Below are 24688 nucleotides of genomic sequence, written 5' to 3'. Positions count from 1 at the left end.
GCCCTGCCCTGAACACGCCTGTTCGACAAGCGCCCTGACACCGGCCCGCCCGCCAGGGGGAATCCGCATGGCACCAGAACCACCGCTGCTCAGCATGTCCGGCATCACCAAGTCCTTCCCCGGAGTCCGGGCCCTCGACGGCGTCGACCTCGACGTCCAGGCCGGTGAGGTGCACTGCCTGCTCGGCCAGAACGGGGCCGGCAAGTCCACCCTCATCAAGGTGCTGGCCGGCGCCCACCAGCCCGACACGGGGACCATCCGCTGGCGCGGCGAGGAGGTGACGCTGCGCTCGCCGATCGCCGCCATGCGCCTCGGCATCGCCACCATCTACCAGGAACTCGACCTGGTGGAGCATCTGTCGGTCGCCGAGAACGTACACCTGGGACATGAGCCGACCGCCGCCGGTTTCGTCGTACGAGGGAAGACGGCCAAGGCGTCAACGGCCGCTCTGCTGAAGCGACTCGGGCATGCGGAGATCGACCCGGCCCGGCTGGTCGGTGAACTGTCGGCGGCTCAGCAGCAGATCGTGTCCATGGCGCGGGCGCTCTCCCACGACGTGCGGCTCATCGTGATGGACGAACCGTCCGCCGCCCTCGACCCGGACGAGGTGGACAACCTCTTCCGCATCGTCGGCGACCTCACCGCCGCCGGAGTCGCCGTCGTCTACATCTCGCACCGCCTGGAGGAGATCCGCCGCATCGGCGACCGGGTGACGGTGCTGAAGGACGGCCGGGCCGTCGCGGGCGGGCTCCCCGCGAAGTCGACCCCGACCCGCGAGGTCGTCGCCTTGATGACCGGACGCAACGTCGAGTACGTCTTCCCGGACCGGCCCGTCGCCCCGCCGCGTGCGGAACCCGTGCTCAAGGTCCAAGGGCTCTCCCGGCAGGGGGAGTTCGAGACGCTCGACCTCGAGGTGCGGCCCGGCGAGATCGTCGGCCTCGCCGGACTCGTCGGCTCGGGCCGCTCGGAGATCCTGGAGACCGTCTACGGTGCCCGTAAACCGACGGCCGGTCAGGTGCTGGTCGACGGAAAGGCACTGAAGCCGGGCAGCGTACGGGCCGCCGTCCGGGCCGGACTCGGCCTCGCCCCCGAGGAGCGCAAGGCGCAGGCCCTGCTGATGCTGGAGTCCGTCACCCGCAACGTGTCGGTCTCCTCCATGTCCCGCTTCTCGCGCGGCGGCTGGATCGACCGGGGCGCCGAACTCGGTGCCGCCCGGGCCGCGACCCGCGAACTGTCGCTCCGGCCGGACAACCCGTCCGTGCCCGTGCGCACCCTGTCCGGCGGCAACCAGCAGAAGGCCGTCCTGGCCCGCTGGCTGCTGCGCGGCTGCAAGGTGCTGCTGCTCGACGAACCCACCCGCGGCGTCGACGTCGGCGCCCGTGCCGAGCTCTACGCGGTCATCCGCCGGCTCGCCGACGAGGGCCTCGCCGTCCTGCTGGTCTCCAGCGAGGTGCCCGAGGTGCTCGGCCTCGCCGACCGTGTGCTGGTGCTGCGCGAGGGCCGTGTCGTCCACACGGCACCCGCCCGCGAGCTCGACGAACACCGCGTACTCGACCTGGTCATGGAAGGAAGCCCGGCGTCATGACGCAGCCCGTCTCCCCGCCGCTGGACAGCAGCACCGACAAGGTGCCCCCGGTCCGGCCCCCCGCCTGGCGCGGCCTGCTGATCCGCGCCGATGTCCGCACGCTGTCCCTGCTCGGCGTGCTCGCCGTGCTGATCGTCATCGGCGGCATCACCAAGCCCGACGAGTTCCTCGACACCCGCAATCTGCAACTCGTCCTCACCCAGGCCTCGGTGATCGGGGTCGTCACCGTCGGCATGACCTTCGTCATCGTCTCCGGCGGCATCGACCTGTCGGTCGGCGCGATCGTCGCCCTCGCCTCCGTGTGGGCCACCACCGTCGCCACGCAGGAGTACGGCTTCGCCGGCATCCTCTTCACCGCGGTGATCGTCGGAGTCGGGTGCGGCCTGGTCAACGGCGTCCTCATCGCCTACGGCGCGATGGTGCCGTTCATCGCCACCCTCGCCATGCTGGCCTCGGCCCGCGGCCTCTCCCTCCAGATCACCGACGGCAGGACGCAGATCGTCACCGTGCCGTCCGTCCTCGACCTGGGGGAGCGCGACGCCTACGTCCTCGGCATCCCGCCCCTGGTCATGGTGTTCGCCGTCGTCACGGTCATCGGCTGGCTGGTGCTCAACCGCACCACCTTCGGACGCCGCACGGTCGCCGTCGGCGGCAACCCGGAGGCCGCCCGGCTCGCCGGTATCGACGTCCGCCGCCAGCGGCTCTACCTCTACCTGCTGTCCGGGCTGTGCTGCGGCATCGCCGCCTTCCTGTTGATCGTCCTGGCCGGCTCCGGCCAGAACACCAACGGCAACCTCTACGAACTCGACGCCATCGCCGCCGCGATCATCGGCGGCACCCTCCTCACCGGCGGCCGGGGCACCATCACCGGCTCCGTCCTCGGCGTCCTGATCTTCACCACGATCACCAACATCTTCGCCCTGAACAACCTGCAGAGCGACGTCCAGCAGATCGCCAAGGGCGCGATCATCGTCGCCGCCGTGCTGGTCCAGCGCCGTACCGCGAGCACGACCTGAAAGCCGTACCGCCCCCGCTTGGCACGACCTGAGGAAAGGTTCCCCCGCCATGACCGAGATCACGAGCCGCAGAGGGCTGCTCTTCGGGGCCGCCGCCGTCTCCGCCGGTGCCCTCCTCACGGGGTGCACGAGCAACGAGCCCTCCGACTCCAAGGACGAGCCGGCCGGCAACGACCAGCCGGCCGCCGACGACAAGCCCGGCAAGCAGGTCACCATCGGCTTCGCCGGACCGCAGGCCGACCACGGCTGGCTCAACGCCATCAACGACAACGCCAAGAGCCGCGCCGAGAAGTACTCCGACGTCACCCTGGAGATCACCGAGGGCTCCAACGACACCGCCCAGCAGATCGGCCAGATCGAGACCCTCATCAACAAGAAGGTCGACGTCCTGGTCGTGCTGCCAGCCGACGGCAAGGCCCTCACCCAGGTCGGCCTGAAGGCGATGCGGGCCGGCATCCCCGTCGTCAACCTCGACCGCATCTTCAACACCCCGCAGGCCTACCGCTGCTGGATCGGCGGCGACAACTACGGCATGGGCCTCAACGCAGGGCACTACATCGGCGAGAAGCTCAAGGGCAAGTCCGGCGCCCGCGTCATCGAACTGGCCGGCCTGGACAACCTGGAGCTCACCAAGCAGCGCACCCAGGGCTTCGACGACGCTCTGAAGAACTACCCCAACATCAAGAAGGTCGCCCGGCAGGCCGCCGAGTTCACCGTCGAGTCCGGCCAGGCCAAGATGGCCCAGCTGCTCCAGGCCCAGTCGAAGTTCGACGCGCTGTGGAACCACGACGACGACCAGGGCGTGGGCGCGCTGCGCGCCATCGAGCAGGCCGGGCGCGACGACTTCCTGATGGTCGGCGGCGCAGGGGCGCTCTCGGCGTTCCAGGCCATCAAGCAGGACGACGGCGTCCTCAAGGCGACCGTGCTGTACCCGCCGACCATGGCCGCCTCCGCGATCGACCTGGCCCGTGCCCTCGGCCAGAGCAAGGGCATCGGGGGGCTCGCCGAGTTCGAGATCCCGTCGTCGCTGACGCTCTACTCGGCCGTCGTCGACAAGACCAACATCGACCAGTACATGTCCACCGGCTTCAAGTGAGCCGCCCCGCACCCCCCACGTGCGCCACCCCGACCAGGACGAGGAGGACACCCGTATGGGACAGCCGCAAGCGGAGTCAGAAGGGACCGAGGCAGGGAAGCCACCCCTGCGCGTGGGGATGGTGGGCTACGCCTTCATGGGCGCCGCCCACTCCCAGGGCTGGCGCACCGCGGGCCACGTCTTCGACCTGCCACTGAACCCCGTGCAGGCCGTGATCTGCGGCCGGGACGCCGCCGCCGTCCGCGCGGCGGCCGACCGGCACGGCTGGGCCTCGACCGAGACCGACTGGCGGGCCCTCGTCGAACGGGACGACATCGACCTGGTCGACATCTGCACCCCCGGCGACAGCCATGCCGAGATCGCCCTGGCCGCCCTGGCGGCGGGCAAGCACGTCCTGTGCGAGAAGCCCCTCGCCAACACCGTAGAGGAAGCCACCTCGATGGCACTGGCGGCCGAAGAGGCCCACGCCCGCGGCCAGGTGGCGATGGTCGGCTTCAACTACCGCCGGGTTCCCGCCACCGCCCAGGCCCGCCGCATGGTCGCCGAGGGCCGCCTGGGCAGGCTGCGACACGTGCGCGTGACGTACCTCCAGGACTGGCTGGTCGACCCCCGGTTCCCGCTGACCTGGCGGCTGCGCAGGGAACAGGCCGGCTCGGGCTCGCTCGGCGACCTGGGCGCGCATATCGTCGACCTCGCGCAGTACCTGGTGGGGGAGCCGCTGGCAGGTGTCTCGGCGGTGACGGAGACGTTCGTACGGGAACGGCCCCTGCCCACTGGCGCGACCAGCGGCCTGTCCGCCGTCACCTCCGCCGGCACCGGCCAGGTCACCGTGGACGACGCCGCGCTGTTCACGGCGCGCTTCCCCTCCGGCGCCCTCGCCTCGTTCGAGGCCACCCGCTACGCCACCGGCCGCAAGAACGCCCTGCGCATCGAGCTCAACGGGGAGCGCGGCTCGCTCGCCTTCGACCTGGAGCGGCTGAACGAGCTGTCCTTCCACGACGCCACCGAGCCCGGCGCGGAGGCCGGTTTCCGCCGGATCCTGGTCACCGAACCCGACCACCCCTACCTGGACGCCTGGTGGCCGCCGGGCCACGGCCTCGGCTACGAACACACCTTCGTCCACCAGGCCCGCGACCTCGTCCACGCCATCGCCGAGGGCCGCCGCCCCGAACCCTCCTTCGCCGACGGGCTGCAGGTGCAGCGCGTGCTCGCGGCGGTCGAGGAGAGCGCCGAGAAGAACTCCGTCTACACGCCCATCGCGGTCTGAGGAGGCCACGAGGATGCCGCGCACCTTCACCCTGTTCACCGGCCAATGGGCGGACCTGCCCCTGGAGGAGGTCTGCCGCCTGGCCCGCGACTTCGGCTACGACGGACTCGAACTCGCCTGCTGGGGCGACCACTTCGAAGTCGACAAGGCGCTGGCCGATCCCTCCTACGTGGAGTCGAGGCACCAGCTCCTCGACAAGTACGGCCTCAAGTGCTGGGCGATCTCCAACCACCTGGTCGGTCAGGCCGTCTGTGACGCCATCATCGACGAGCGCCACCAGGCGATCGTCCCGGAAGCGGTCTGGGGCGACGGAGATCCGGAAGGGGTCCGCCGGCGAGCCGCGGAACGCATGAAGGACACCGCACGAGCCGCGGCCGCCTTCGGAGTGAACACCGTCATCGGGTTCACCGGCTCCGCCATCTGGCACCTGGTCGCCATGTTCCCGCCCGCCCCCGAGGCCATGATCGAGCGGGGGTACCAGGACTTCGCCGACCGCTGGAACCCGATCCTGGACGTCTTCGACGCCGAGGGCGTGCGGTTCGCGCACGAGGTCCACCCCGGCGAGATCGCCTACGACTACTGGACGACGGCCCGCGCGTTGGAAGCGGTCGGCCGGCGCCCCGCCTTCGGCCTCAACTTCGACCCCTCCCACTTCGTGTGGCAGGACCTCGACCCGGTGGGCTTCCTCTGGGACTTCCGTGACCGGATCTACCACGTCGACTGCAAGGAGGCCCGCAAGCGCCTCGACGGACGCAACGGCCGGCTCGGCTCCCACCTGCCCTGGGGCGACCCGCGGCGCGGCTGGGACTTCGTCTCCGCCGGGCACGGCGACGTCCCCTGGGAGGACGTCTTCCGCATGCTGCGCTCCATCGACTACCAAGGCCCCGTCTCGGTCGAATGGGAGGACGCCGGCATGGACCGCCTCCAGGGTGCTCCCGAGGCCCTGACGCGGCTCAAGGCCTTCGACTTCGAGCCGCCCAGCGCGTCCTTCGACGCCGCGTTCAACAGCTGAACCACGCTCCCGGCGCAGGTCGGGGACGGGGACCGGCAGCACCGCCGGTCCCCCCTCCGACCTGCACGGATACTGCTTTGTCCCGTGCTGGGAGAAAGTCCGGCCGAGTCTGTCGCGAGGGGTGTTCGCCCCGCACGGACACGGTTACCGTCCTTGATGTGTTCAGGACACACGCACCTCCGGGGTGACGGCGCACCCCGGCGCCCGCACCGCACGCTTCGCACCCACCCCGTACGGCCCACCCCGTTCCCGGAGGGACTTCGTGCACAGAACCAGACCCAGAAGCACCGCCACCCCCAGGCGTCCCGGGCTTCGCACCACCGTCGCCCTGTTCACCGGACTGCTCCTCGCCGTCGGCACCCCGGCCACCGTCGCCGGCGCCCACCCCGGCCACCCGGAGCACGACGAACCGGCCGCCGCCGAGGGGCAGTTCCAGCAGGTGCCGCTCGCCAAGGGCGAACCCGAGATGGGCGAGCCGATGTCGCTCGCCGTGCTCCCCGATCGCAGCGTCCTGCACACCTCGCGCGACGGCACGCTGCGCCTCACCGACCAGGGCGGCGTCACCAAGGTCGCCGGCAAGCTCGACGTCTACAACCACGACGAGGAGGGCCTCCAAGGCGTCGGCATCGACCCGGACTTCAAGAACAACCGGGCGATCTACCTCTACTACGCCCCGCCGCTCGACACCCCCGTGGGCGACGCGCCGGAGACCGGAACGGCCGAGGACTTCAAGAAGTTCGACGGCGTCAACCGCCTTTCCCGCTTCACCCTGAACGCCAACGGCACACTGAACACGGCCAGCGAGAAGAAGGTCATCGACGTCGCGGCGTCCCGTGGCACCTGCTGCCACGTCGGCGGCGACATCGACTTCGACGCCGACGGCAACCTGTACCTGTCGACCGGCGACGACACCAACCCCTTCGCCTCCGACGGCTACACACCGATCGACGACCGGCCGAACCGCAACCCGGCCTTCGACGCCCGTCGCAGCGCCGGCAACACCAACGACCTGCGCGGCAAGATCCTGCGCATCAAGGTGGCCGAGGACGGCTCCTACACCGTCCCGGAGGGCAACCTCTTCGCCCCGGGCACCGAGAAGACCCGCCCCGAGATCTACGCGATGGGCTTCCGCAACCCGTTCCGGATGAGCGTCGACGACAAGACCGGCACCGTCTACGTCGGCGACTACGGCCCCGACGCCGGCGCCGCCGACCCCAAGCGCGGCCCGGGCGGTCAGGTGGAGTTCGCCAAGGTGACCAAGGCCGCCAACTTCGGGTGGCCCTTCTGCACCGGCGACAACGACCCCTACGTCGACTACGACTTCGCCACCAAGGAGTCCGGCGAGACGTTCGACTGCGACGCCCCGAAGAACACCTCGCCGTACAACACGGGCCTGACCGACCTCCCGCCCGCGCAGGCCGCCTGGATCCCGTACGACGGCGGCTCCTTGCCCGAGTTCGGCAGTGGCTCCGAGTCCCCGATGGGCGGCCCGGTCTACCGCTACGACCCCGCGCTCGAATCCAGCGTGAAGTTCCCGGAGGCCTACGACGGCGACTTCTTCGCCGGTGAGTTCGGCCGCCGGTGGATCAAGCGCATCGAGCAGAACGCGGACGGCTCCGTCGCGAAGATCAACGACTTCCCGTGGACCGGCACCCAGATCATGGACATGGAGTTCGGCCCCGACGGCGCGCTCTACGTCCTCGACTACGGCCTCTCCTGGTTCCAGGGCGACAAGGACTCCGCGCTGTACCGGATCGAGAACGCCGAGGACGGCTTCTCCCCGATCGCCGAGGTCAGCGCCGACAAGACGTCCGGCGCGGCCGGCCTGAAGGTGAAGTTCACCGCCTCCGCAAAGGACGCCGACTCCCCGAACCTCACCTACAGCTGGGACTTCGGCGACGGCACCAAGGGCGAGGGCCTCAACCCCACCCACCGGTACAAGAAGGTCGGCACCTACAGCGCCACCTTCACCGCCAAGGACCCCGAGGGCAACACCGGCAACGCCAGCGTCCGGATCGTCGTCGGCAACACCGAACCCAAGGTGCGCATCGACGTCCCGGGCAACGGCACCCTGGCCGAGTTCGGCAAACCCGTCCCCTTCAAGGTGACCGTCACCGACCCCGAGGAGACGGTCGACTGCTCCAAGGTCAAGGTCTCCTACAGCCTCGGCCACGACTCCCACGCCCACGAGCTGACCAGCGAGATGGGCTGCGAGGGCACCCTGACACCGCCCCCCGGTGACGGCGGCCACGACCCCAACGCCAACATCTACGGTGTCGTCGGCGCGAGTTACACCGACGGCGGGGCCAACGGCCAGGAGGCGCTGACCGGCACCGCCCGCACCGTGCTCCAGCCGGTGCACCGCCAGGGTGAGCACTTCACCACCCAGTCGGGTGTGTCGGTCATCGACAAGACCGGCGCCAACGGCGGCAAGACCGTCGGCGACATCAACGACGGCGATTGGATCTCCTTCTCCCCCTACCGGTTCGACGGGCAGAAGAAGATGACCGTACGGGCGTCCTCCGGCGGCGCGGGCGGCTTCATCGAACTGCGCACCGGCTCGCCCGAAGGACCCCTGCACGGCTCGGCCTACATCCCGCCGACCGGCGGCTGGGAGACGTTCCAGAACGTCGACGTGCCGCTGCGGTCGCTGCCGAAGAAGACCACCGACATCTACCTGGTCTTCAAGGGCGGCGAGGGCGCGCTCTACGACGTGGACGACTTCGAGTTCTCCAAGACGCCGTTCAAGGGCGGCAAGAAGGTCCTGGTCTTCTCCAAGACCGCCGGCTTCCGCCACGACTCCATCCCCGCGGGCATCACCGCCCTGAAGGAACTCGGCGGCCCGGCCGGCATCACGGTCGACGCGACGGAGGAGGCCAAGCAGTTCACCACGGCCAACCTCGCCAAGTACGACGCCGTGGCCTTCCTGTCCACCACCGGTGACGTCCTCGACGCCGAGCAGCAGAAGGCGTTCGAGAACTACGTTGCGGGCGGCGGCGGATACATGGGCATCCACGCGGCCGCGGACACCGAGTACGACTGGTCGTTCTACGGCGGCCTCGTCGGCGCCTACTTCGACTCGCACCCGGCCATCCAGAAGGCCACCGTCCGCGTCGAGGACCACGACCACCCGTCCACCGCGCACCTGGACGACGCCTGGGAGCGCACCGACGAGTGGTACAACTACCGCACCAACCCCCGTGAGCAGGCCAAGGTCCTCGCCACCCTGGACGAGACCACCTACCAGGGCGGCACCATGAAGGGCGACCACCCGATCGCCTGGTGCCAGAGCTACGGCGGCGGCCGCTCCTTCTACACCGGCGGTGGCCACACCAAGGAGTCCTACGCCGACGAGGCCTTCCGCGCCCACCTGCTCGGCGGCCTTCAGTACGCCACCGGCCAGGTGAAGGCGGACTGCAAGCCGAGCAAGGACTACCGGAAGATCTTCAACGGCCAGACCCTGGACGGCTGGAAGCAGGCCGGCCCCGGCAAGTTCGTCGTCAAGGATGGCGTGATGGAGTCCGAGGGCGGCATGGGTCTGCTCTGGTACCAGCCCAAGGAGCTGAAGTCGTACTCGCTGAAGCTCGACTGGAAGATGCGGGGCGACGACAACTCCGGGATCTTCGTGGGCTTCCCCGCCTCCGACGACCCCTGGTCCGCGGTGAACAAGGGCTACGAGATCCAGATCGACGCCACGGACGCGGCCGACCGCACCACGGGCTCCGTCTACTCGTTCAAGTCGGCCGACATCAAGGCCCGTGACCAGGTTCTGCGGCCGCCCGGCCAGTGGAACTCCTACGAGATCAAGGTCCGGGGCGAACGCCTCCAGGTGTTCCTCAACGGAGTCAAGATCAACGACTTCACCAACAAGGACCCCCAGCGGAGCCTGGCCGACGGCTACATCGGCCTCCAGAACCATGGTGCCGATGACCAGGTCTCCTTCCGCAACATCCAGTTGAAGGAACTGCCCGTCCAGGGCGACTGAACGGCGGCGGGCGGGGGACGCCGGACCCCCGCCCGCCGTCTCCTCACCTCCCCCAGGGGCTCGCGCACGATCAGGAGGCTGCCCATGTCCGCGTCCCTCTCCCGACCGCGTGTGGGGGTGTGGCTGATCGGAGCCCGAGGCTCCGTCGCCACCACCGTCGTCACCGGCTGCGCCGCCGTAGCCGCGGGACTGCACCCGCCCACCGGCATGGTCACCGAAACACCGGCCTTCACCGGCAGCGGTCTGCCCGCGCTGTCCGACCTCGTCTTCGGCGGCCATGACACCCTCGACTGCCCGCTGCCCAAACGCGCCGAGACCCTGACCGCCGGCGGCGTCCTCCCACCCGGCGTCGCCACCGCCGTCACCGCCGAACTCACCGCCGCGGACCTCGAGATCAGGCCCGGCGGCCCCACGCCCGGCGGCACCAGGAGCCAGGCCGAACTGATCACGGCCTTCGCCGCCGACATACGCGACTTCGTCCACCGCCACCAACTGGAGCGGGCCGTGGTCGTGAACGTCGCCTCCACCGAACCCGCCTCCCACGGGCCCGACGCACCCCTGCCGGCCAGCACCCTCTACGCCCTGGCCGCCCTGCGCGCGGGCTGCCCCTACGTCAATTTCACCCCTTCCGAGGGCATGCACCACCCCGTCGCCGCCGCCGAGGCCGAGCGCAGCGGCCTGCCGCACGCCGGCCGGGACGGCAAGACCGGCCAGACGCTGCTGCGGGCCGTGCTGGGCCCGATGTTCGCGCAACGGGCGCTGAGCGTCCGGGCCTGGTCCGGCACGAACCTGCTGGGCGGTGGTGACGGCGCTGCCCTCGCCGACCCGGCCGCCGCCGCGGCGAAGAACGCCGGAAAGGAACGGGTCCTGGCCGATACCCTCGGCACCGTCCCCGAGGGCGAGGTCCACATCGACGACGTCCCGGCCCTCGGCGACTGGAAGACCGCCTGGGACCACATCGCCTTCGACGGCTTCCTCGGCACCCGCATGATCCTCCAGACCATCTGGCAGGGCTGCGACTCGGCCCTCGCGGCACCTCTGGTCCTCGACCTGGTCCGCTTGACCGCCCGCTCCCACGAGGCAGAGCTGTCCGGTCCCCTCGGCGCGCTCGGCTTCTACTTCAAGGACCCGGTGGGGGAGGGGCCCTCGGGGTTGTCCGAGCAGTACGAGGAACTGGTCCGGTTCGGGCGGAGCCTGGGGCGGGGTGAGGGAGAAGGCCTGGGCGAAGGTCAGGGAGACGGCGAGGGGCAAGGCGAGGGCGTGGGCCGTGACGCGGGGTCGGTGAGCGGCCCCGAGGCGACGGGAGAAGCACGGTGACGCTGCGCGAAAGCCCTTGCGGATGCCCCGACGAGCCGCCCACCGCCGCTGCTCGGGTCACTGCCGGTGACACTCCTCCCTGCCCATGCCCCGGCCGCTCGCACCGGGGACGCGCCTGGGCCGAACTCCTGCGCCTGCCCGCCCTCTTCAGCGTCCCCGGTGACGCCCTGGCCGGCACGGCCGCAACCGGCGCGTCCCCCAACACCCGCACCCTGCTCGCCATCGCCTCCTCCCTCTGCCTCTACGAGGCCGGCATGGCCCTCAACGACTGGGCCGACCGCGACGTGGACGCCGTCGAACGCCCGCACCGCCCCCTGCCCTCCGGTCGCATCCGGCCGGCCGCCGCCCTCACGGCGGCCTGCGCCCTCACCGGAGCCGGGCTGGCCCTGGCCGCGAGGGCGGGCCGCCCGGCCCTAGCCGTCGCCGCGCCCCTCGCGGCGACCGTCTGGGCGTACGACCTCGGTCTGAAGCACACGCCCGCCGGGCCCGTGGCCATGGGCGCGGCACGCGGCCTCGACCTGCTCCTGGGAGCCGCGGCCACGAGCGGCACCACCCGCCCGGCCCTGCCCTCCGCCGCCCTCCTCGGCACCCACACCCTGGCCGTCACCACGGTCTCCCGCCAGGAGGCCCAGGGCGGCTCACCCCTGCCACCCCTTGCCGCCCTCGCGACCACGGCCCTGCTGACCCGACTGGTGACGCGCCGCAGCTCCGGGGGGCCGACGAGAGGCCGCCGGCCTGCAGCCGGGCGCAGGCCGGCAGGTCTCCGTGCCGACCGGTTCCCGGGGCAGGACTCCGGAGCGCTGCTCACCACCGCCCTCACGGCCGCGTACGCCGCGACGACCGCCCGCCCCTCCTTCCACGCCACCCTGAACCCCTCACCGCCCCTCATCCAGCGCGCCGTCGGCGCCGGCATCCGCGCCACCATCCCCCTCCAGGCCGCCCTCACCGCCCGCTCCCGGGGCACGGCCACGGCACTTCTCATCGCCGCGCTCGCCCCCTTCGGAGCCCGGTTCGCGAAGAAGGTGAGCGTCACATGAGCGCCGATGCCCATGCCCCGAGGAGCCATGCCCCGAGGAGCCATGCCCCGACGAGCCATGCCCCGAAGAGCCAAGCTCCGAAGAGCCATGCCACGAACTCACCGGCCCCCGACGCCGAGCCGGCCACCTCGCTCAGCGCCGCCCCCGCCCGGCCCGACGCCTCGCCCAGCGCTTGCCTCGCCCAGCCCGGCGCCTCATCCAGCGCTTCCCCCGCCCGGCCCGACGCCTCACCCAGCGCTTCCCTCGCCCAGCCCGGCGCCCTCCCTCCCCTCCGCTTCGGCTACGGCACCAACGGTCTCGCCGACCTCCGGCTCGACGACGCCCTCTTCCTCCTCGCCGACCTCGGTTACGACGGCGTCGGACTGACCCTCGACCACATGCACCTCGACCCTCTCGCGCCCGACCTCGCCGGCCGCACCCGCCGGGTCGCGCACCGACTGGACGCGCTCGGGCTGGGCGTCACCATCGAGACGGGCGCCCGCTACGTCCTGGACCCGCGCCGCAAGCACGGCCCGTCCCTCCTGGACCCGGACCCGGACGACCGAGCCCGCCGCGCCGACCTCCTCGTCCGGGCCGTCCGGGTCGCCGCCGACCTCGGCGCCCACGCGGTGCACTGCTTCAGCGGTGTCGTCCCGGAAGGCACCGACACGGACACCGCATGGAAACGCCTCGCCGAGACCCTGACTCCCGTCCTGGACGTCGCCGCCTCCGCGGGCATCCCGCTCGCCGTCGAACCCGAGCCCGGCCACCTCCTCGCCGCCCTGGCCGACTTCCACCGGCTCCGCAGCGCCCTCGGCGACCCCGAACCCCTCGGCCTCACCCTGGACATCGGCCACTGCCAGTGCCTCGAACCCCTTTCTCCCGCCGATTGCGTGCGCGCCGCCGCCCCCTGGTTGCGGCACGTCCAGATCGAGGACATGCGGCGCGGCGTGCACGAGCACCTCCCCTTCGGGGACGGGGAGATCGACTTCCCACCCGTCCTGGCGGCCCTCGCCGCCACCGGCTACCAGGGGCTGACCGTCGTCGAACTGCCCCGCCACTCCCACGCCGGCCCGCACTTCGCCGCGCACTCCCTCCCGTTCCTCCGCCACGCCGAGCGGACCGTGGCCACCGTGCCGCCCGTCCCCGCTCCGGCCCTCCAGCAGGCCGCGCCACCCCACGGCGCTCCCTCCGCCACCCCTGAGGGGAGCAGCACCGGATGACCCGTCCCCGCCCCACACCAGCGGCGAGAACCGAGAAGACCCAGAACACCCGGGACGTCCAGGGCCTTGAGGACGCCACCCGGAGCAGCCGGGGTGCCCAGGGCCTTGAGGACGCCACCCGGAGCAGCCGGGGTGCCCAGGGCCTTGAGGACGCCACCCGGAGCAGCCGGAGCGCCGAGGGCCTTGAGGACGCCGCCCGGAGCCCCCAGGGCGCCCAGAACCCCAAGGACACCGACCCGCGCACCCAGGACCCGGGCGACGCCCGCACCTGCACCCCTACCCCCGCCCCCACCCGCCTTCCCACCCAGGACACCGCCCCCACCCCCTCGCTCGCCGACCTCCGCCGCCGCCTCGCCTCCCACCTCGACCCGGCCGCCCGCAGCTGGCTCGACCAAGCCCTCGACGAGGCCGCCGCCCACCCCGGCATCCACGGGCCCATCTCCGTGTGGGAACTGCGTCTCGCCGAAGCCGGCCGGCGCTGCGGTGCCGCGCACGCCGACGTCGCACGCGTCCTCATCCTGGCCGCGGCCCACGCCGGCACCGACGCCCTGACCCGGGTGTACTTCCAGGGCACCGCCGACGAGCGCCGTGCCGTTCTGCATGCCCTGCCGCACCTCGTGTCCGGCCCGGGCGCGCTCCCGCTGGTCGAGGACGCCCTGCGCACCAACGACACCCGGCTCCTCAGCGCCGCCGTCGGCCCCTACGCCGCCCGGCACCTGACCGCTCACGCCTGGCGGCACGCCGTGCTGAAGTGCCTGTTCACCGGCGTGCCGGTCGACCACGTGGCGGACCTGTCCCGGCGCGCGGCGGGCGACGGCGAACTCGCCCGGATGCTGGGCGACCACGCCGCCGAACGCACCGCCGCCGGCCGCACCGTCCCCGAGGATCTGCACCGCGTCCTGGAGCTGACCGAGTCCGAGTGCGTCACCCCGGCCCCCGTCACGGACCACCCCCACGGCAAGGAGTCCTGATGCGCATCTTCGACCCCCACATACACATGACGTCCCGGACCACCGACGACTACGAGGCCATGTACGCCGCCGGTGTCCGCGCCGTCGTCGAGCCGTCCTTCTGGCTCGGCCAGCCGCGCACCTCGCCCGCCTCCTTCCGCGACTACTTCGACGCCCTCCTCGGCTGGGAGCCCTTCCGCGCCGCCCAGTACGGCATCGCCCACCACTGCACGATCGCCCTCAACCCCAAGGAGGCCAACGACCCGCGCTGCCTGCCCGTCCTCGACGAGCTGCCCCGGTATCTCGTCAAGGACAACGTCGTGGCGGTGGGGGAGATCGGCTACGACTCCATGACTCCGGCCGAGGACACCGCCCTCGCCGCGCAGCTCCAGCTCGCCGCCGACCACGGCCTGCCCGCCCTGGTGCACACCCCGCACCGCGACAAACTCGCCGGGCTGCGCCGCACTCTCGACGTCGTCCGGGAGTCCGCACTGGCCCCGGAGCGGGTCCTGGTCGACCACCTCAACGAGACGACCGTCAAGGAGGCCAGGGACAGCGGCTGCTGGCTGGGCTTCTCCGTCTATCCCGACACCAAGATGGACGAGGAGCGCATGGTCGCCCTCCTGCGCGCCTACGGCACCGAGCAGGTCCTGGTGAACTCCGCCGCCGACTGGGGAAAGAGCGACCCCCTCAAGACGCGCAAGGTCGGCGACCTGATGCTGGCCGAGGGCTTCGACGAGGACGACGTCGACCAGGTGCTGTGGCGCAACCCCGTCGCCTTCTACGGGCTCAGTGGCCGCCTGAACCTCGACGTCACCGGCACAGGGGCCACCCACGAGGGCAACTCCGTCCTCCGCGGCGCCCCGAAGGATCCGCACGAGCCGGACACCGCCCCGAAGGATCCGCACGAGCCAAACACCGGCGCGGGCAGGCCGGCCCCCGTGCCCGCCGCGGAGGCGTGATCCATGCGCTTCCGCCACCCCGACGGTTCCATCGTCCACCTCGCCTACTGCACCAACGTCCACCCCGCCGAGACCCTCGACGGGGTCCTCGCCCAGCTCCGCGACCACTGCGAACCCGTCCGTCGCCGCCTCGGCCGCGACCGGCTCGGCATCGGGCTGTGGCTCGCCAAGGACGCCGCCCACGCCCTCGTCACCGACCCCGCCGCGCTGCGCGGCCTGCGCTCCGAACTCGACCGGCGTGGCCTCGAGGTCGTCACCCTCAACGGCTTCCCCTATGAGGGCTTCGGCGCCGAGGAGGTCAAGTACCGCGTGTACAAGCCGGACTGGGCCGACCCGGAACGCCTCGACCACACCACCGCCTTGGCCCGCGTCCTCGCCGGGCTCCTCCCCGACGACGTCACCGACGGGACCATCTCCACCCTGCCCCTCGCCTGGCGCACCGCGTACGACGACGAGCGCGCGCGGACGGCCCGCACCGCGCTGCGCACCCTCGCCGAACGCCTCGACGCCCTCGAGGAGCTGACCGGCCGCTCCATCCGCGTCGGCCTGGAACCGGAACCCGGCTGCGTCGTCGAGACGACCCACGACGCCATCGCCCCGCTCACCGCGATCGGCCACGACCGCATCGGCATCTGCGTCGACACCTGCCACCTCGCCACCTCCTTCGAAGACCCGCACACCGCCCTGGACGCCCTCACCGCGGCCGGCGCCCCCGTCGTCAAATCCCAGCTCTCCGCCGCCCTGCACGCCGAACACCCCCATCTCCCCGAGGTACGCGAGGCCCTCGCCGCCTTCGCCGAACCCCGCTTCCTGCACCAGACCCGCACGGCCACCGCCGCCGGCCTGCGCGCCACCGACGACCTCGACGAGGCCCTCGCCGGACACGCCCTGCCCGACGCCTCACCCTGGCGCTCCCACTTCCACGTCCCCCTGCACGCGGCCCCCGCCGCGCCCCTCACCTCCACCCTCCCGGTCCTGACATCCGCACTGACCCGGCTCGTCGGCGGCCCGGCCCCGCTCACCCGCCACCTGGAGGTCGAGACCTACACCTGGCAGGCCCTCCCGCCCGAGCTGCGCCCCAAGGGCCGCACTCAGCTCGCCGAGGGCATCGCCGCCGAACTCACCCTCGCCCGCGACCTGCTGACCGACCTCGGTCTGAAGGAGCTGCCATGAGCACCGGCACCCATGAGCGCCCGGACCCGGCCGCCCCGCTCCCGGCCGCCGCGACCCGCCCCACTCCGCTCCTCGTCCTCGACGTCGTCGGCCTCACCCCCCGCCTCCTCGACCACATGCCCCACCTCAAAGCGCTCGGCCAGTCCGGTTCCCGTGCTCCGCTCGGCACCGTCCTGCCCGCCGTCACCTGCGCCGCCCAGTCCACGTTCCTCACCGGCACCATGCCCTCGGAGCACGGCATCGTCGGCAACGGCTGGTACTTCCGTGAACTCGGCGACGTCCTGCTGTGGCGCCAGCACAACGGGCTCGTGGCCGGCGACAAGCTCTGGGACGCCGCCCGCCGCGCCCACCCCGGCTACACCGTCGCGAACATCTGCTGGTGGTACGCCATGGGCGCCGACACCGACATCACCGTCACCCCCCGTCCGGTCTACTACGCCGACGGCCGCAAGGAACCCGACTGCTACACCCGGCCGGCCGCACTGCACGACGAACTCACCGACGCACTCGGCACGTTCCCCCTGTTCCACTTCTGGGGTCCCGGAGCCGACCTCGTCTCCAGCCGGTGGATCATCGACGCCACCCGCCACATCATCCGCACCCGGCACCCCGACCTGACGCTCTGCTACCTCCCTCATCTCGACTACGACCTGCAGCGCTTCGGCCCCGACGACCCGCGCTCCCTGAAGGCGGCCGCCGACCTAGACGCCGCCATGGCCCCGCTGCTGGACGACGCCCGTGCCGAGGGCCGTACCGTCGTCGCCCTGTCCGAGTACGGCATCACCCGCGTGAACCGGCATGTCGACATCAACCGCGCCCTGCGCCGCGCCGGGCTGCTGGAGGTGCACACGCAGGACGGCATGGAGTACCTCGACCCGATGGCGTCCCGTGCCTTCGCGGTCGCCGATCACCAGATCGCCCATGTCTACGTGCGCCGCCCCGAGGACCTCGACGCCACACGAGCGGCCCTCGACGGCCTGCCCGGCATCGCCCAACTCCTGGACGACGAGGGCAAGAAGACCCACCACCTCGACCATCCGCGCGCGGGCGAGCTCGTAGCCGTGGCGGAACCCGACGCCTGGTTCACGTACTACTACTGGCTCGACGACGACCGCGCGCCCGACTTCGCGCAGCTGGTCGAGATCCACCGCAAACCCGGCTACGACCCGGTCGAACTCTTCATGGATCCCCTCGACCCCTACGTCAAGGTCAAGGCGGCCACCGCACTGGCGCGCAAGAAGCTCGGCATGCGCTACCGGATGGCGGTCGTGCCCCTGGACCCCTCACCTATTCGCGGCAGCCACGGCCGCCTTCCGCAGAGCGACGACGACGGTCCGCTCCTCATCTGCTCCACCCCCCGTGCTGTCGGAGACCGCGTCGCGGCCACCGATGTGAAGTCACTCCTGCTCAGACTCGCCGGTCTCACCTGAGGTCACCGCCCTCGGTACCGACTGGTCACAAGTGAAGCACTCACCACTGACAACGCCCCGCGATCACGAGGAGTTCCACGCATGAGCCGCTTCTCCCAGCCCGACCCCGAGCTCGGCCACCGCCTCAGCAGACGAGGCATGCTCGGCGTGGCCGCCGGCGCCACCGCCGCCGCCCTGCTCGGCGCCGCCGCCCCGGCGAACGCCGCCACCCGCAACGCCACCGCCGCCACCGGCAGCGCCACGCCCGCCACGACGTCCGGCACCAAGGGCCGCGGCCGCCCCGTCCTGCCGCCCGGTCGCCTCGGCATCCAGCTCTACAGCCTGCGCGACAAGGTCTCCACCCTCGGCTTCGGCCCCGTCTTCGCCGAACTGGAGCGGTACGGCTACGACGAGGTCGAGTTCGCCGGCTACACCCAGGGCTCAGCCGGCCCCATCACGCTCGCCCAGCTCAAGCGGCTGGCCCGCAACCACGGCCTGAACCCGATCGGCAGCCACGTCGGCTACTACTCCGACGACCCGAACGCCTACACGTTCGCCCAGAACCTCACCAAGGTCCTCGACGACGCCCAGGCCCTCGGCCTCAAGCACATCGGCACGGCCTCCGGCCCGTTCCGCTACGGCTCGACCGTCGACGCCTGGAAGCGTGCCGCCGAGGACTTCAACACCTACGGCGCGGCGGCGCGGGCCCGCGGCATGAAGTTCTACCAGCACAACCACTCCGAGGAGTTCTCCTTCGCCACCGACAACCCCAAGGTCCGCCTCTACGACATCCTGCTCAAGGAGACCGACCCGGACCTCGTCCACCTGGAGATGGACATCTACTGGGCGTACGTAGGCCAGTTCCGCTTCTCCAAGCGGCCCGACGGCACACCCGCGCCGTTCGAGCCGCTGAACTACGTCCTGCGGCAGCCCGACCGCTACCCGCTCTTCCACGTGAAGGACGGCGAGAGCGATCCGTCGAACCCGTACGGCTACACCATGACCGACGTCGGCGACGGCGACATCGACTACCAGCGCTTCATCTCGGCCGTGACCCGGCTGCGCGGCCACCGCATGGCCCACCACTGGCAGGCCGAACACGACAACCCGGCCGAGTCCTTCACGTTCGCCCGTCGCTCCAGCGCCCACCTGCACTCCCTGAGGGAGAAGTGCTGACAGGCGACGTACGGACATGAGGAGGCCCCTCCCCGCACAGGGAGGGGCCTCCTCCTGGATGCGGCGGCCGTCAGCCGGCGGCTCGCGCCGGTGCCGGTGCGCGGCCCGGCTGGCGCAGCAGCAGGGCGACCCCCGCGGGTGCCGCGAACAGCGGGTAGAACGCGCCGCCGCCGAAGCCGGACAGGAACGCGAAGAACAGGAACAGCCACTCGCTCCTCAGGTCGCCGGCCCAGATCACGCCGAACTGGGCGAGGCCCAGCACGACGATGACGAACACCAGGGTGGACTTGCGGCCTCACCGGTCGGACAGCCGGCCCACCACGCCGCGGCCGACGCCGTTGACCACGGTCATCACGCCCATCGACGACGCCGCCACCAGCGGGCCGAAGCCCACGTCCCTGGCGAAGTCGACCTGGAACGAGATGCCGAAGATCGACACACCGGCGGTCATCACCACCGAGATCCACACCAGCGGCAGCATGCCCGTGCGAATGGCCTCCTTCGGAGTGAACTGCCGAACCGGATCGGTCACCTCGTGGTAGGGACGGTGTGCGGCGTCGGAAGGTAAGGGGGACGTGCTCGCTTCGTACGGATCTGCCGTCATGTCAGGCTGTGTCCTCGCCGAGCGGTTGCGGGTTGGGGGAGATGCGGCCCGTCTTCCTGTCGCGTCCCGGCGGGGTGAGGAACAGTGCCACGCAGCCGGCGAAGAGCGAGATGGAGCCGGCCAGGATGAAGGCACCGGAGTGCCCCCAGGCACCGACGACCACGGCACCCATGCCGGCGCCCAGACCGGAGACGAGCTTGGCGCTGTAGACCATGCCGTAGTTGGACGCGTTGTTGTTCTCACCGAAGTAGTCGGCGGTGAGTGCGGCGAACATCGGGAAGATGGCACCGCCGCCGAAGCCGGAGATCGCGGAGAAGATCAGGAACAGCGTGAGGTTCTTGCTCTCGGCCGACCAGAGGATGCCGTACTGGGCGAGACCCAGGATGAGGCAGACGACGAGGAGGCACCGCTTGCGGCCGTAGAGGTCGGAGAGCCAGCCGATGACGCCGCGGCCGGTGCCGTTGACGACCGCCTTCAGGGACATGGCGGTGGCCACGACCCCGCCGGCGAATCCGGCCTCCTCGCCGATGTCCACCTGGAAGGCGATACCGAAGATGTTCACACCGGACGTACACGCCAGGCAGAACCACATCAGGGCGACCCGGCCGGTCTTCCACGCCTCCCTGGGGGAGTACTGGCGCACCGCCGGAGGGTTCATCCGCAGCGAGCGGGCCGCGCGCGGGTCGTCCGGCGGGTTCAGCGGGTCGATCGTGGAGGGCCACCAGTTCTTCGGCGGGTCCTTGAAGAAGTAGCCGGAGCAGGCGACCATCCCGGCCAGGAACACACCCACCGAGACCAGCACCCAGCGGAAGTTGGTCAGGTCCATGTAGCCGTTGAAGAGGAAGACGAAGGGCACCGAACCGTAGGCGAAACCGCCGTTGACGAAGCCGGTCTTGCCGCCCTTGCGCTCCGGATACCACTTGCCGACCATGTTGACGCAGGTCGCGTAGACCATGCCCGCGCCCATGCCGCTGAACATGCTGAAGCCGATGTAGGCGAAGACCACGTGCGGCGCGAAGGCGAGGGACAGGTAGCCCAGCAGGGTGCCCGCCGCGCCGAGCATCATGGCCCAGCGGGCCGGCAGTTTTCCGCTCTCACGCAGCTTGCCCGCGGGGAAGGCCACCGCGGCCTGGAAGAAGACCCAGACGGTCATCATCCAGAAGATGTGCATGCTGTTCCAGCTGTGCGCGGTGTGCAGGGTGTCCTCGGCCGACGCGAACGCGTACTCGGCGGAGGAGATGCCCATCATGCCGATCCAGGGCAGGATCACCATCCACTTGCGCTTGCGCCCCATGATGTCGATGTCGGTCTCACCGAGGCGGTAGACGCGGCCGTTCGCGTCGGTGACCTCCCGGTAGGGAACCGTCGTGGGCAGATCGGTCGTTGTCATGTCGTGTCGCACCCCTTGCGTCGAAAGATCTGGCCAGCGCCCCCTGTCCCATGCCTTTCGTGCGCGTGCGGGTCCCGGGGCCTGCCGACGCGCACCGTCGGCCGGCCCCCCGCTCACTCACCTCATGTACCGCCCCCCAGCCGCCCCGCCTCCCGCGCCCAGCGGTACTTCGCGCCGAGCACGGCCACCGGCTTCTCGGTCGTGTACGGGTACGCCACGACCCCGCGCTCGAAGAGGTACTGGCAGGCCTCCTCGACCTCCACGTCACCCGCGAGCGACGCCACCACGGGCTTCTCGATCCCGCGCTCCCGGAACTCGGCCACCACCCGCGCGGTGAGCTCCGCGAAGACCATGGGAGGAGTGACGATGGTGTGCCAGTAGCCGAGGACCAGCGCGTGGATGCGCGGGTCCTCCAGACCCAGCCGGATCGTCGCCTCGTACGTCGACGGCGGCTCGCCCCCGGTGATGTCCACCGGGTTGCCCGCGGCCCCGAACGGCGGGATGAACTTCCGGAACGCCTCGTCCAGGTCCGGCGGGATCTCCATCAGGGACAGGCCGTTGTCCGTCACCGCGTCGGAGAGCAGCACACCACTGCCGCCGGCGCCCGTGATGATCACGACGTTGTCGCCCTGGGGAGCGGGCAGCACCGGCAACGCGCGCGCGTACTCCAGCATGTCGTTCAGGCCCGGCGCCCGGATCACCCCGGCCTGCCGCAGGATGTCGTCGTACACGGCGTCGTCACCGGCCAGGGCGCCGGTGTGTGAACCGGCCGCCTTGGCACCCGCCGCCGTCCGCCCGGCCTTCAGCACGACCACCGGCTTCTTGGGCACGGTCGCCCGGGCGGCCTCCACGAAGGCGCGGCCGTCCTTGAGGTCCTCCAGGTGCATCGCGATGCAGTCGGTGCGCGGGTCCTCGCCGAACCAGGTCAGCAGGTCGTCCTCGTCCAGGTCCGACTTGTTGCCGAGCCCGACGATCGCCGACACACCCGTCTTGGTGGTGCGGGCGAAGCCCAGGATGGCCATCCCGATGCCGCCCGACTGCGAGGTCAGCGCCACCCCGCCCTTGACGTCGTACGGCGTGCAGAACGTGGCGCACAGGTCCTGCCAGGTCGAGTAGTAGCCGTAGATGTTCGGCCCCAGCAGCCGTACGCCGTACCGCTCGGCGATCTCCACGATCTCCGCCTGGAGTTCGTGCTCGCCGGTCTCCGCGAACCCGGAGGGGATCAGCACGGCGTTCGGGATCTTCTTGCGTCCCACCTCTTCCAGGGCGGAGGCCACGAACTTGGCGGGGATCGCGAAGACCGCCACATCCACCTCACCGGGAACGTCCGTGACACTCTTGTACGCCTTGCGGCCCAGAATGTCATCGGCCTTGGGATTCACCGGATTGATGTCCCCGGCGAAACCTCCGTCGATGAGGTTGCGCATCACGGAATTGCCGATCTTGCCCTGCTCGTTGGAGGCACCGATCACGGCGACCGAGTTCGGCTGCATCAGCCGGCGCATCGACGCGAGGATCTCGTCGCGTGAGTACTTCCGCCGCGGCGCGGGCTGCGACTCGGCGAGGATCACCCGGATGTCGGCCGCCATGGCCCCCTCCGGCGTCGCGATCACCGGGTTGAGGTCCACCTCGGCGATCTCGGGGAAGTCCGCGACGAGTTGGGAGACCCGGCGGATCTGCTCGGCGACGGCCCACCGGTCCACGCCCGCCCGGCCGCGCACCCCGCGCAGGATCTCCGCCGACCGGATCGAGTCCAGCATCGACAGCGCCTCGTCTGCGTCCACCGGCGCGAGCCGGAAGGTGACGTCCTTCAGGACCTCGACGAGCACCCCGCCGAGCCCGAAGGCGACCACCTTCCCGAACGTCGGGTCCGTGACGGCGCCGACGATGACCTCCTGCCCCTTCGGCAGCAGCTCCTGCACCTGCACGCCCGAGATGCGCGCATCGGCGTCGTAGGCGCGCGCACTGTCGATGATCTTGTGGAAGGCGGCCCGTACGTCGGTCGCGCCCTCGACTCCGACGATCACTCCGCCGGCGTCGGTCTTGTGCAGGATGTCCGGCGAGACGATCTTCATCACGACGGGCCCGCCGAAGCGTGCCGCGAACGCCACGGCCTCGTCGACGTCCGTCGCCAGCTCCTCGCCCGGTACGGCGATCCCGTACGCGTCGGCGATCACCTTGCCCTCGGGCGCGGTCAGCGCGGTCCGTCCCTCGGCCCGCACGGACTCCAGGAGGGACCGCACCCGCAGGACCCGGTCTTCCGCCATCACGTCAGATCACTCCGTTCGACTTGAGCAGGCGCACTTCCTCGTCGCCGAGGCCGAGTTCGCCGATGTAGACCTCTTCGTTGTGCTCGCCGAGCAGGGGTGAACTGGTCACGTCGACGGGGGAGTCGGACAGCTTGAGCGGGCTGCCGACGGTCACGAAGTCGCCGCGCTCGGGATGCGGGACGGTGACGACCATCTCGTTGGCGACCAGGGAACGGTCCTCGATGATCTCCCGGGTGGACAGGATCGGCCCGCACGGAATGTTGTGCGCGTTGAGCCGCTCCAGCACCTCCCACTTGGGCAGCGTCGAGGACCACTCCTCGATCAGCTGGAACATCTTGCCGAGCTTGGGAAGCCGCGCCTCGGGTGTCGCCCACTCGGGGTCGGCGGCCAGCTCGGGCCGGCCGATGAGCTCGCTGAGCGGCTGCCAGCCGACGGGCTGGACGATGACGTACACGTAGTCGTTCGGGCCGCCCGGAGCGCACTTGACCGCCCAGCCGGGCTGGCCGCCGCCGGACGCGTTTCCGGACCTGGGAACCTCGTCGCCGAAGTCCTCGTTGGGATATTCAGCGAGCGCCCCGTGTGCCAGACGCTGCTGATCCCGCAGCTTCACCCGGCACAGGTTGAGTACGGCGTGCTGCATGGCCACGTTGACCCGCTGCCCGCGCCCGGTGCGCTCCCGTTGGTAGAGCGCGGCGAGGATGCCCGCCACGGCGTGCACACCCGTCCCCGAGTCCCCGATCTGGGCCCCCGTCGCCAGCGGCGGTCCGTCCTCGAAGCCGGTGGTCGACATCGACCCGCCCATGGCCTGCGCGACGACCTCGTACGCCTTGAAGTTGGTGTACGGGCCCTCGCCGAACCCCTTGATGGAGGCATAGACGATCCGTGGATTGATCTCCTGGATGCGGTTCCAGGTGAATCCCATCCGGTCCACCGCGCCCGGGCCGAAGTTCTCGACCATGACGTCGGAGCGCCGGATCAGCTCGGTGAGGATCTCCTTGCCGCGCTCGGTCTTGGTGTTGAGGGTGATGCTCCGCTTGTTGCAGTTGAGCATCGTGAAGTAGAGGGAGTCGACGTCCGGGAGGTCACGCAGCTGCTTGCGCGTGATGTCGCCGGTCGGAGCCTCCAGCTTGACGACGTCCGCGCCGAGCCAGGCGAGCAGCTGGGTCGCCGACGGCCCGGACTGGACGTGGGTCATGTCCAGGACGCGGATGCCTTCGAGGGCCTTGGTTCCTGTCAT

17 protein-coding genes and 1 pseudogene are annotated in these 24688 nt (G+C 70.9%); 14 read left to right on the top strand and 4 right to left on the bottom strand.

Features of this window, described 5'->3' with window-relative positions; genetic code table 11:
* The first annotated feature begins 67 nt into the window (after nt 1–67).
* The 14 genes from BJ965_RS05920 to BJ965_RS05855 all read left to right on the top strand — a co-directional run bounded on the left by BJ965_RS05920 (nt 68) and on the right by BJ965_RS05855 (nt 19187).
* The gene (locus tag BJ965_RS05920; protein WP_184907702.1) at nt 68–1585 is read left to right on the top strand and encodes a sugar ABC transporter ATP-binding protein; all 1518 of its coding nucleotides are present in this window, start codon (nt 68–70) and stop codon (nt 1583–1585) included.
* Entirely contained in the window at nt 1582–2601 is a 1020-nt protein-coding gene (locus BJ965_RS05915) for an ABC transporter permease (protein WP_184907701.1), read from the top strand. Before BJ965_RS05920 ends, BJ965_RS05915 begins: the two co-directional genes overlap by 4 nt.
* A gap of 49 nt (nt 2602–2650) precedes the next feature.
* Complete coding sequence (locus BJ965_RS05910) at nt 2651–3697, top strand: substrate-binding domain-containing protein (protein ID WP_031105329.1); 1047 nt, start codon at nt 2651–2653, stop codon at nt 3695–3697.
* Between the two features lie 55 nt (nt 3698–3752).
* Nucleotides 3753–4964 (top strand): Gfo/Idh/MocA family protein, encoded by a 1212-nt coding sequence (locus BJ965_RS05905; protein ID WP_184907700.1) that lies wholly within the window; start codon nt 3753–3755, stop codon nt 4962–4964.
* A gap of 13 nt (nt 4965–4977) precedes the next feature.
* Nucleotides 4978–5976, top strand: a complete 999-nt coding sequence (locus BJ965_RS05900; RefSeq protein WP_184907699.1) for a sugar phosphate isomerase/epimerase family protein — start codon at nt 4978–4980, stop codon at nt 5974–5976.
* A 262-nt stretch (nt 5977–6238) separates the two neighbouring features.
* Nucleotides 6239–9961, top strand: a complete 3723-nt coding sequence (locus tag BJ965_RS05895; RefSeq protein WP_184907698.1) for a ThuA domain-containing protein — start codon at nt 6239–6241, stop codon at nt 9959–9961.
* Nucleotides 9962–10045: 84 nt separating this feature from the next.
* Nucleotides 10046–11278, top strand: a complete 1233-nt coding sequence (locus BJ965_RS05890; protein ID WP_184907697.1) for an inositol-3-phosphate synthase — start codon at nt 10046–10048, stop codon at nt 11276–11278.
* Nucleotides 11275–12315 (top strand): SCO3242 family prenyltransferase, encoded by a 1041-nt coding sequence (locus BJ965_RS05885; protein WP_313666732.1) that lies wholly within the window; start codon nt 11275–11277, stop codon nt 12313–12315. The genes BJ965_RS05890 and BJ965_RS05885 overlap by 4 nt, the downstream gene beginning before the upstream one ends.
* Nucleotides 12312–13517, top strand: coding sequence for a sugar phosphate isomerase/epimerase family protein (locus BJ965_RS05880; RefSeq protein WP_246545843.1), 1206 nt, complete (start codon nt 12312–12314; stop codon nt 13515–13517). The genes BJ965_RS05885 and BJ965_RS05880 overlap by 4 nt, the downstream gene beginning before the upstream one ends.
* Complete coding sequence (locus BJ965_RS05875; RefSeq protein ID WP_376777901.1) at nt 13514–14488, top strand: EboA domain-containing protein; 975 nt, start codon at nt 13514–13516, stop codon at nt 14486–14488. Before BJ965_RS05880 ends, BJ965_RS05875 begins: the two co-directional genes overlap by 4 nt.
* Complete coding sequence (locus BJ965_RS05870; RefSeq protein WP_246545842.1) at nt 14488–15429, top strand: TatD family hydrolase; 942 nt, start codon at nt 14488–14490, stop codon at nt 15427–15429. The genes BJ965_RS05875 and BJ965_RS05870 overlap by 1 nt, the downstream gene beginning before the upstream one ends.
* Before the next feature lie 3 nt (nt 15430–15432).
* Nucleotides 15433–16602, top strand: coding sequence for a metabolite traffic protein EboE (gene eboE, locus BJ965_RS05865; RefSeq protein WP_184907696.1), 1170 nt, complete (start codon nt 15433–15435; stop codon nt 16600–16602).
* On the top strand, nt 16599–18032 hold the full coding sequence (locus tag BJ965_RS05860; RefSeq protein WP_184907695.1) for a nucleotide pyrophosphatase/phosphodiesterase family protein: 1434 nt from the start codon (nt 16599–16601) through the stop codon (nt 18030–18032). Before eboE ends, BJ965_RS05860 begins: the two co-directional genes overlap by 4 nt.
* Nucleotides 18033–18113: 81 nt before the next feature.
* Nucleotides 18114–19187 carry a sugar phosphate isomerase/epimerase family protein gene (locus BJ965_RS05855; RefSeq protein WP_184907694.1) on the top strand — a complete coding sequence of 358 codons (1074 nt, stop codon included), beginning with the start codon at nt 18114–18116 and terminating at the stop codon, nt 19185–19187.
* A 70-nt stretch (nt 19188–19257) separates the two neighbouring features.
* Here the strand turns inward: BJ965_RS05855 and BJ965_RS05850 are convergent.
* From BJ965_RS05850 to frc, 4 genes and pseudogenes are all read right to left on the bottom strand, one after another.
* A pseudogene (locus BJ965_RS05850) lies at nt 19258–19707 on the bottom strand (MFS transporter); the annotation flags it as partial.
* Nucleotides 19708–19792: 85 nt separating this feature from the next.
* On the bottom strand, nt 19793–21181 hold the full coding sequence (locus tag BJ965_RS05845) for an OFA family MFS transporter (protein WP_184907693.1): 1389 nt from the start codon (nt 21179–21181) through the stop codon (nt 19793–19795).
* A 122-nt stretch (nt 21182–21303) separates the two neighbouring features.
* Nucleotides 21304–23448, bottom strand: a complete 2145-nt coding sequence (locus tag BJ965_RS05840) for an acetate--CoA ligase family protein (protein WP_184907692.1) — start codon at nt 23446–23448, stop codon at nt 21304–21306.
* A gap of 4 nt (nt 23449–23452) precedes the next feature.
* Nucleotides 23453–24688, bottom strand: a complete 1236-nt coding sequence (gene frc / locus BJ965_RS05835) for a formyl-CoA transferase (protein ID WP_184907691.1) — start codon at nt 24686–24688, stop codon at nt 23453–23455.

This window comes from Streptomyces luteogriseus (assembly GCF_014205055.1).
GTDB classification, from domain to species: Bacteria; Actinomycetota; Actinomycetes; order Streptomycetales; family Streptomycetaceae; genus Streptomyces; species Streptomyces luteogriseus.
Note: the sequence above shows the minus strand (reverse complement) of the source record. Positions and strands in the feature narration are given on the sequence as shown.

Bases quoted from the DNA above. Each gene is read 5' to 3' on its own strand.
- BJ965_RS05920 (WP_184907702.1), top strand. From the start codon at position 68: ATGGCACCAGAACCACCGCTGCTCAGCATGTCCGGCATCACCAAGTCC.
- BJ965_RS05915 (WP_184907701.1), top strand. From the start codon at position 1,582: ATGACGCAGCCCGTCTCCCCGCCGCTGGACAGCAGCACCGACAAGGTG.
- BJ965_RS05910 (WP_031105329.1), top strand. From the start codon at position 2,651: ATGACCGAGATCACGAGCCGCAGAGGGCTGCTCTTCGGGGCCGCCGCC.
- BJ965_RS05905 (WP_184907700.1), top strand. From the start codon at position 3,753: ATGGGACAGCCGCAAGCGGAGTCAGAAGGGACCGAGGCAGGGAAGCCA.
- BJ965_RS05900 (WP_184907699.1), top strand. From the start codon at position 4,978: ATGCCGCGCACCTTCACCCTGTTCACCGGCCAATGGGCGGACCTGCCC.
- BJ965_RS05890 (WP_184907697.1), top strand. From the start codon at position 10,046: ATGTCCGCGTCCCTCTCCCGACCGCGTGTGGGGGTGTGGCTGATCGGA.
- BJ965_RS05880 (WP_246545843.1), top strand. From the start codon at position 12,312: ATGAGCGCCGATGCCCATGCCCCGAGGAGCCATGCCCCGAGGAGCCAT.
- BJ965_RS05875 (WP_376777901.1), top strand. From the start codon at position 13,514: ATGACCCGTCCCCGCCCCACACCAGCGGCGAGAACCGAGAAGACCCAG.
- BJ965_RS05870 (WP_246545842.1), top strand. From the start codon at position 14,488: ATGCGCATCTTCGACCCCCACATACACATGACGTCCCGGACCACCGAC.
- eboE (WP_184907696.1), top strand. From the start codon at position 15,433: ATGCGCTTCCGCCACCCCGACGGTTCCATCGTCCACCTCGCCTACTGC.
- BJ965_RS05860 (WP_184907695.1), top strand. From the start codon at position 16,599: ATGAGCACCGGCACCCATGAGCGCCCGGACCCGGCCGCCCCGCTCCCG.
- BJ965_RS05855 (WP_184907694.1), top strand. From the start codon at position 18,114: ATGAGCCGCTTCTCCCAGCCCGACCCCGAGCTCGGCCACCGCCTCAGC.
- BJ965_RS05845 (WP_184907693.1), bottom strand. From the start codon at position 21,181: ATGACAACGACCGATCTGCCCACGACGGTTCCCTACCGGGAGGTCACC.
- BJ965_RS05840 (WP_184907692.1), bottom strand. From the start codon at position 23,448: ATGGCGGAAGACCGGGTCCTGCGGGTGCGGTCCCTCCTGGAGTCCGTG.
- frc (WP_184907691.1), bottom strand. From the start codon at position 24,688: ATGACAGGAACCAAGGCCCTCGAAGGCATCCGCGTCCTGGACATGACC.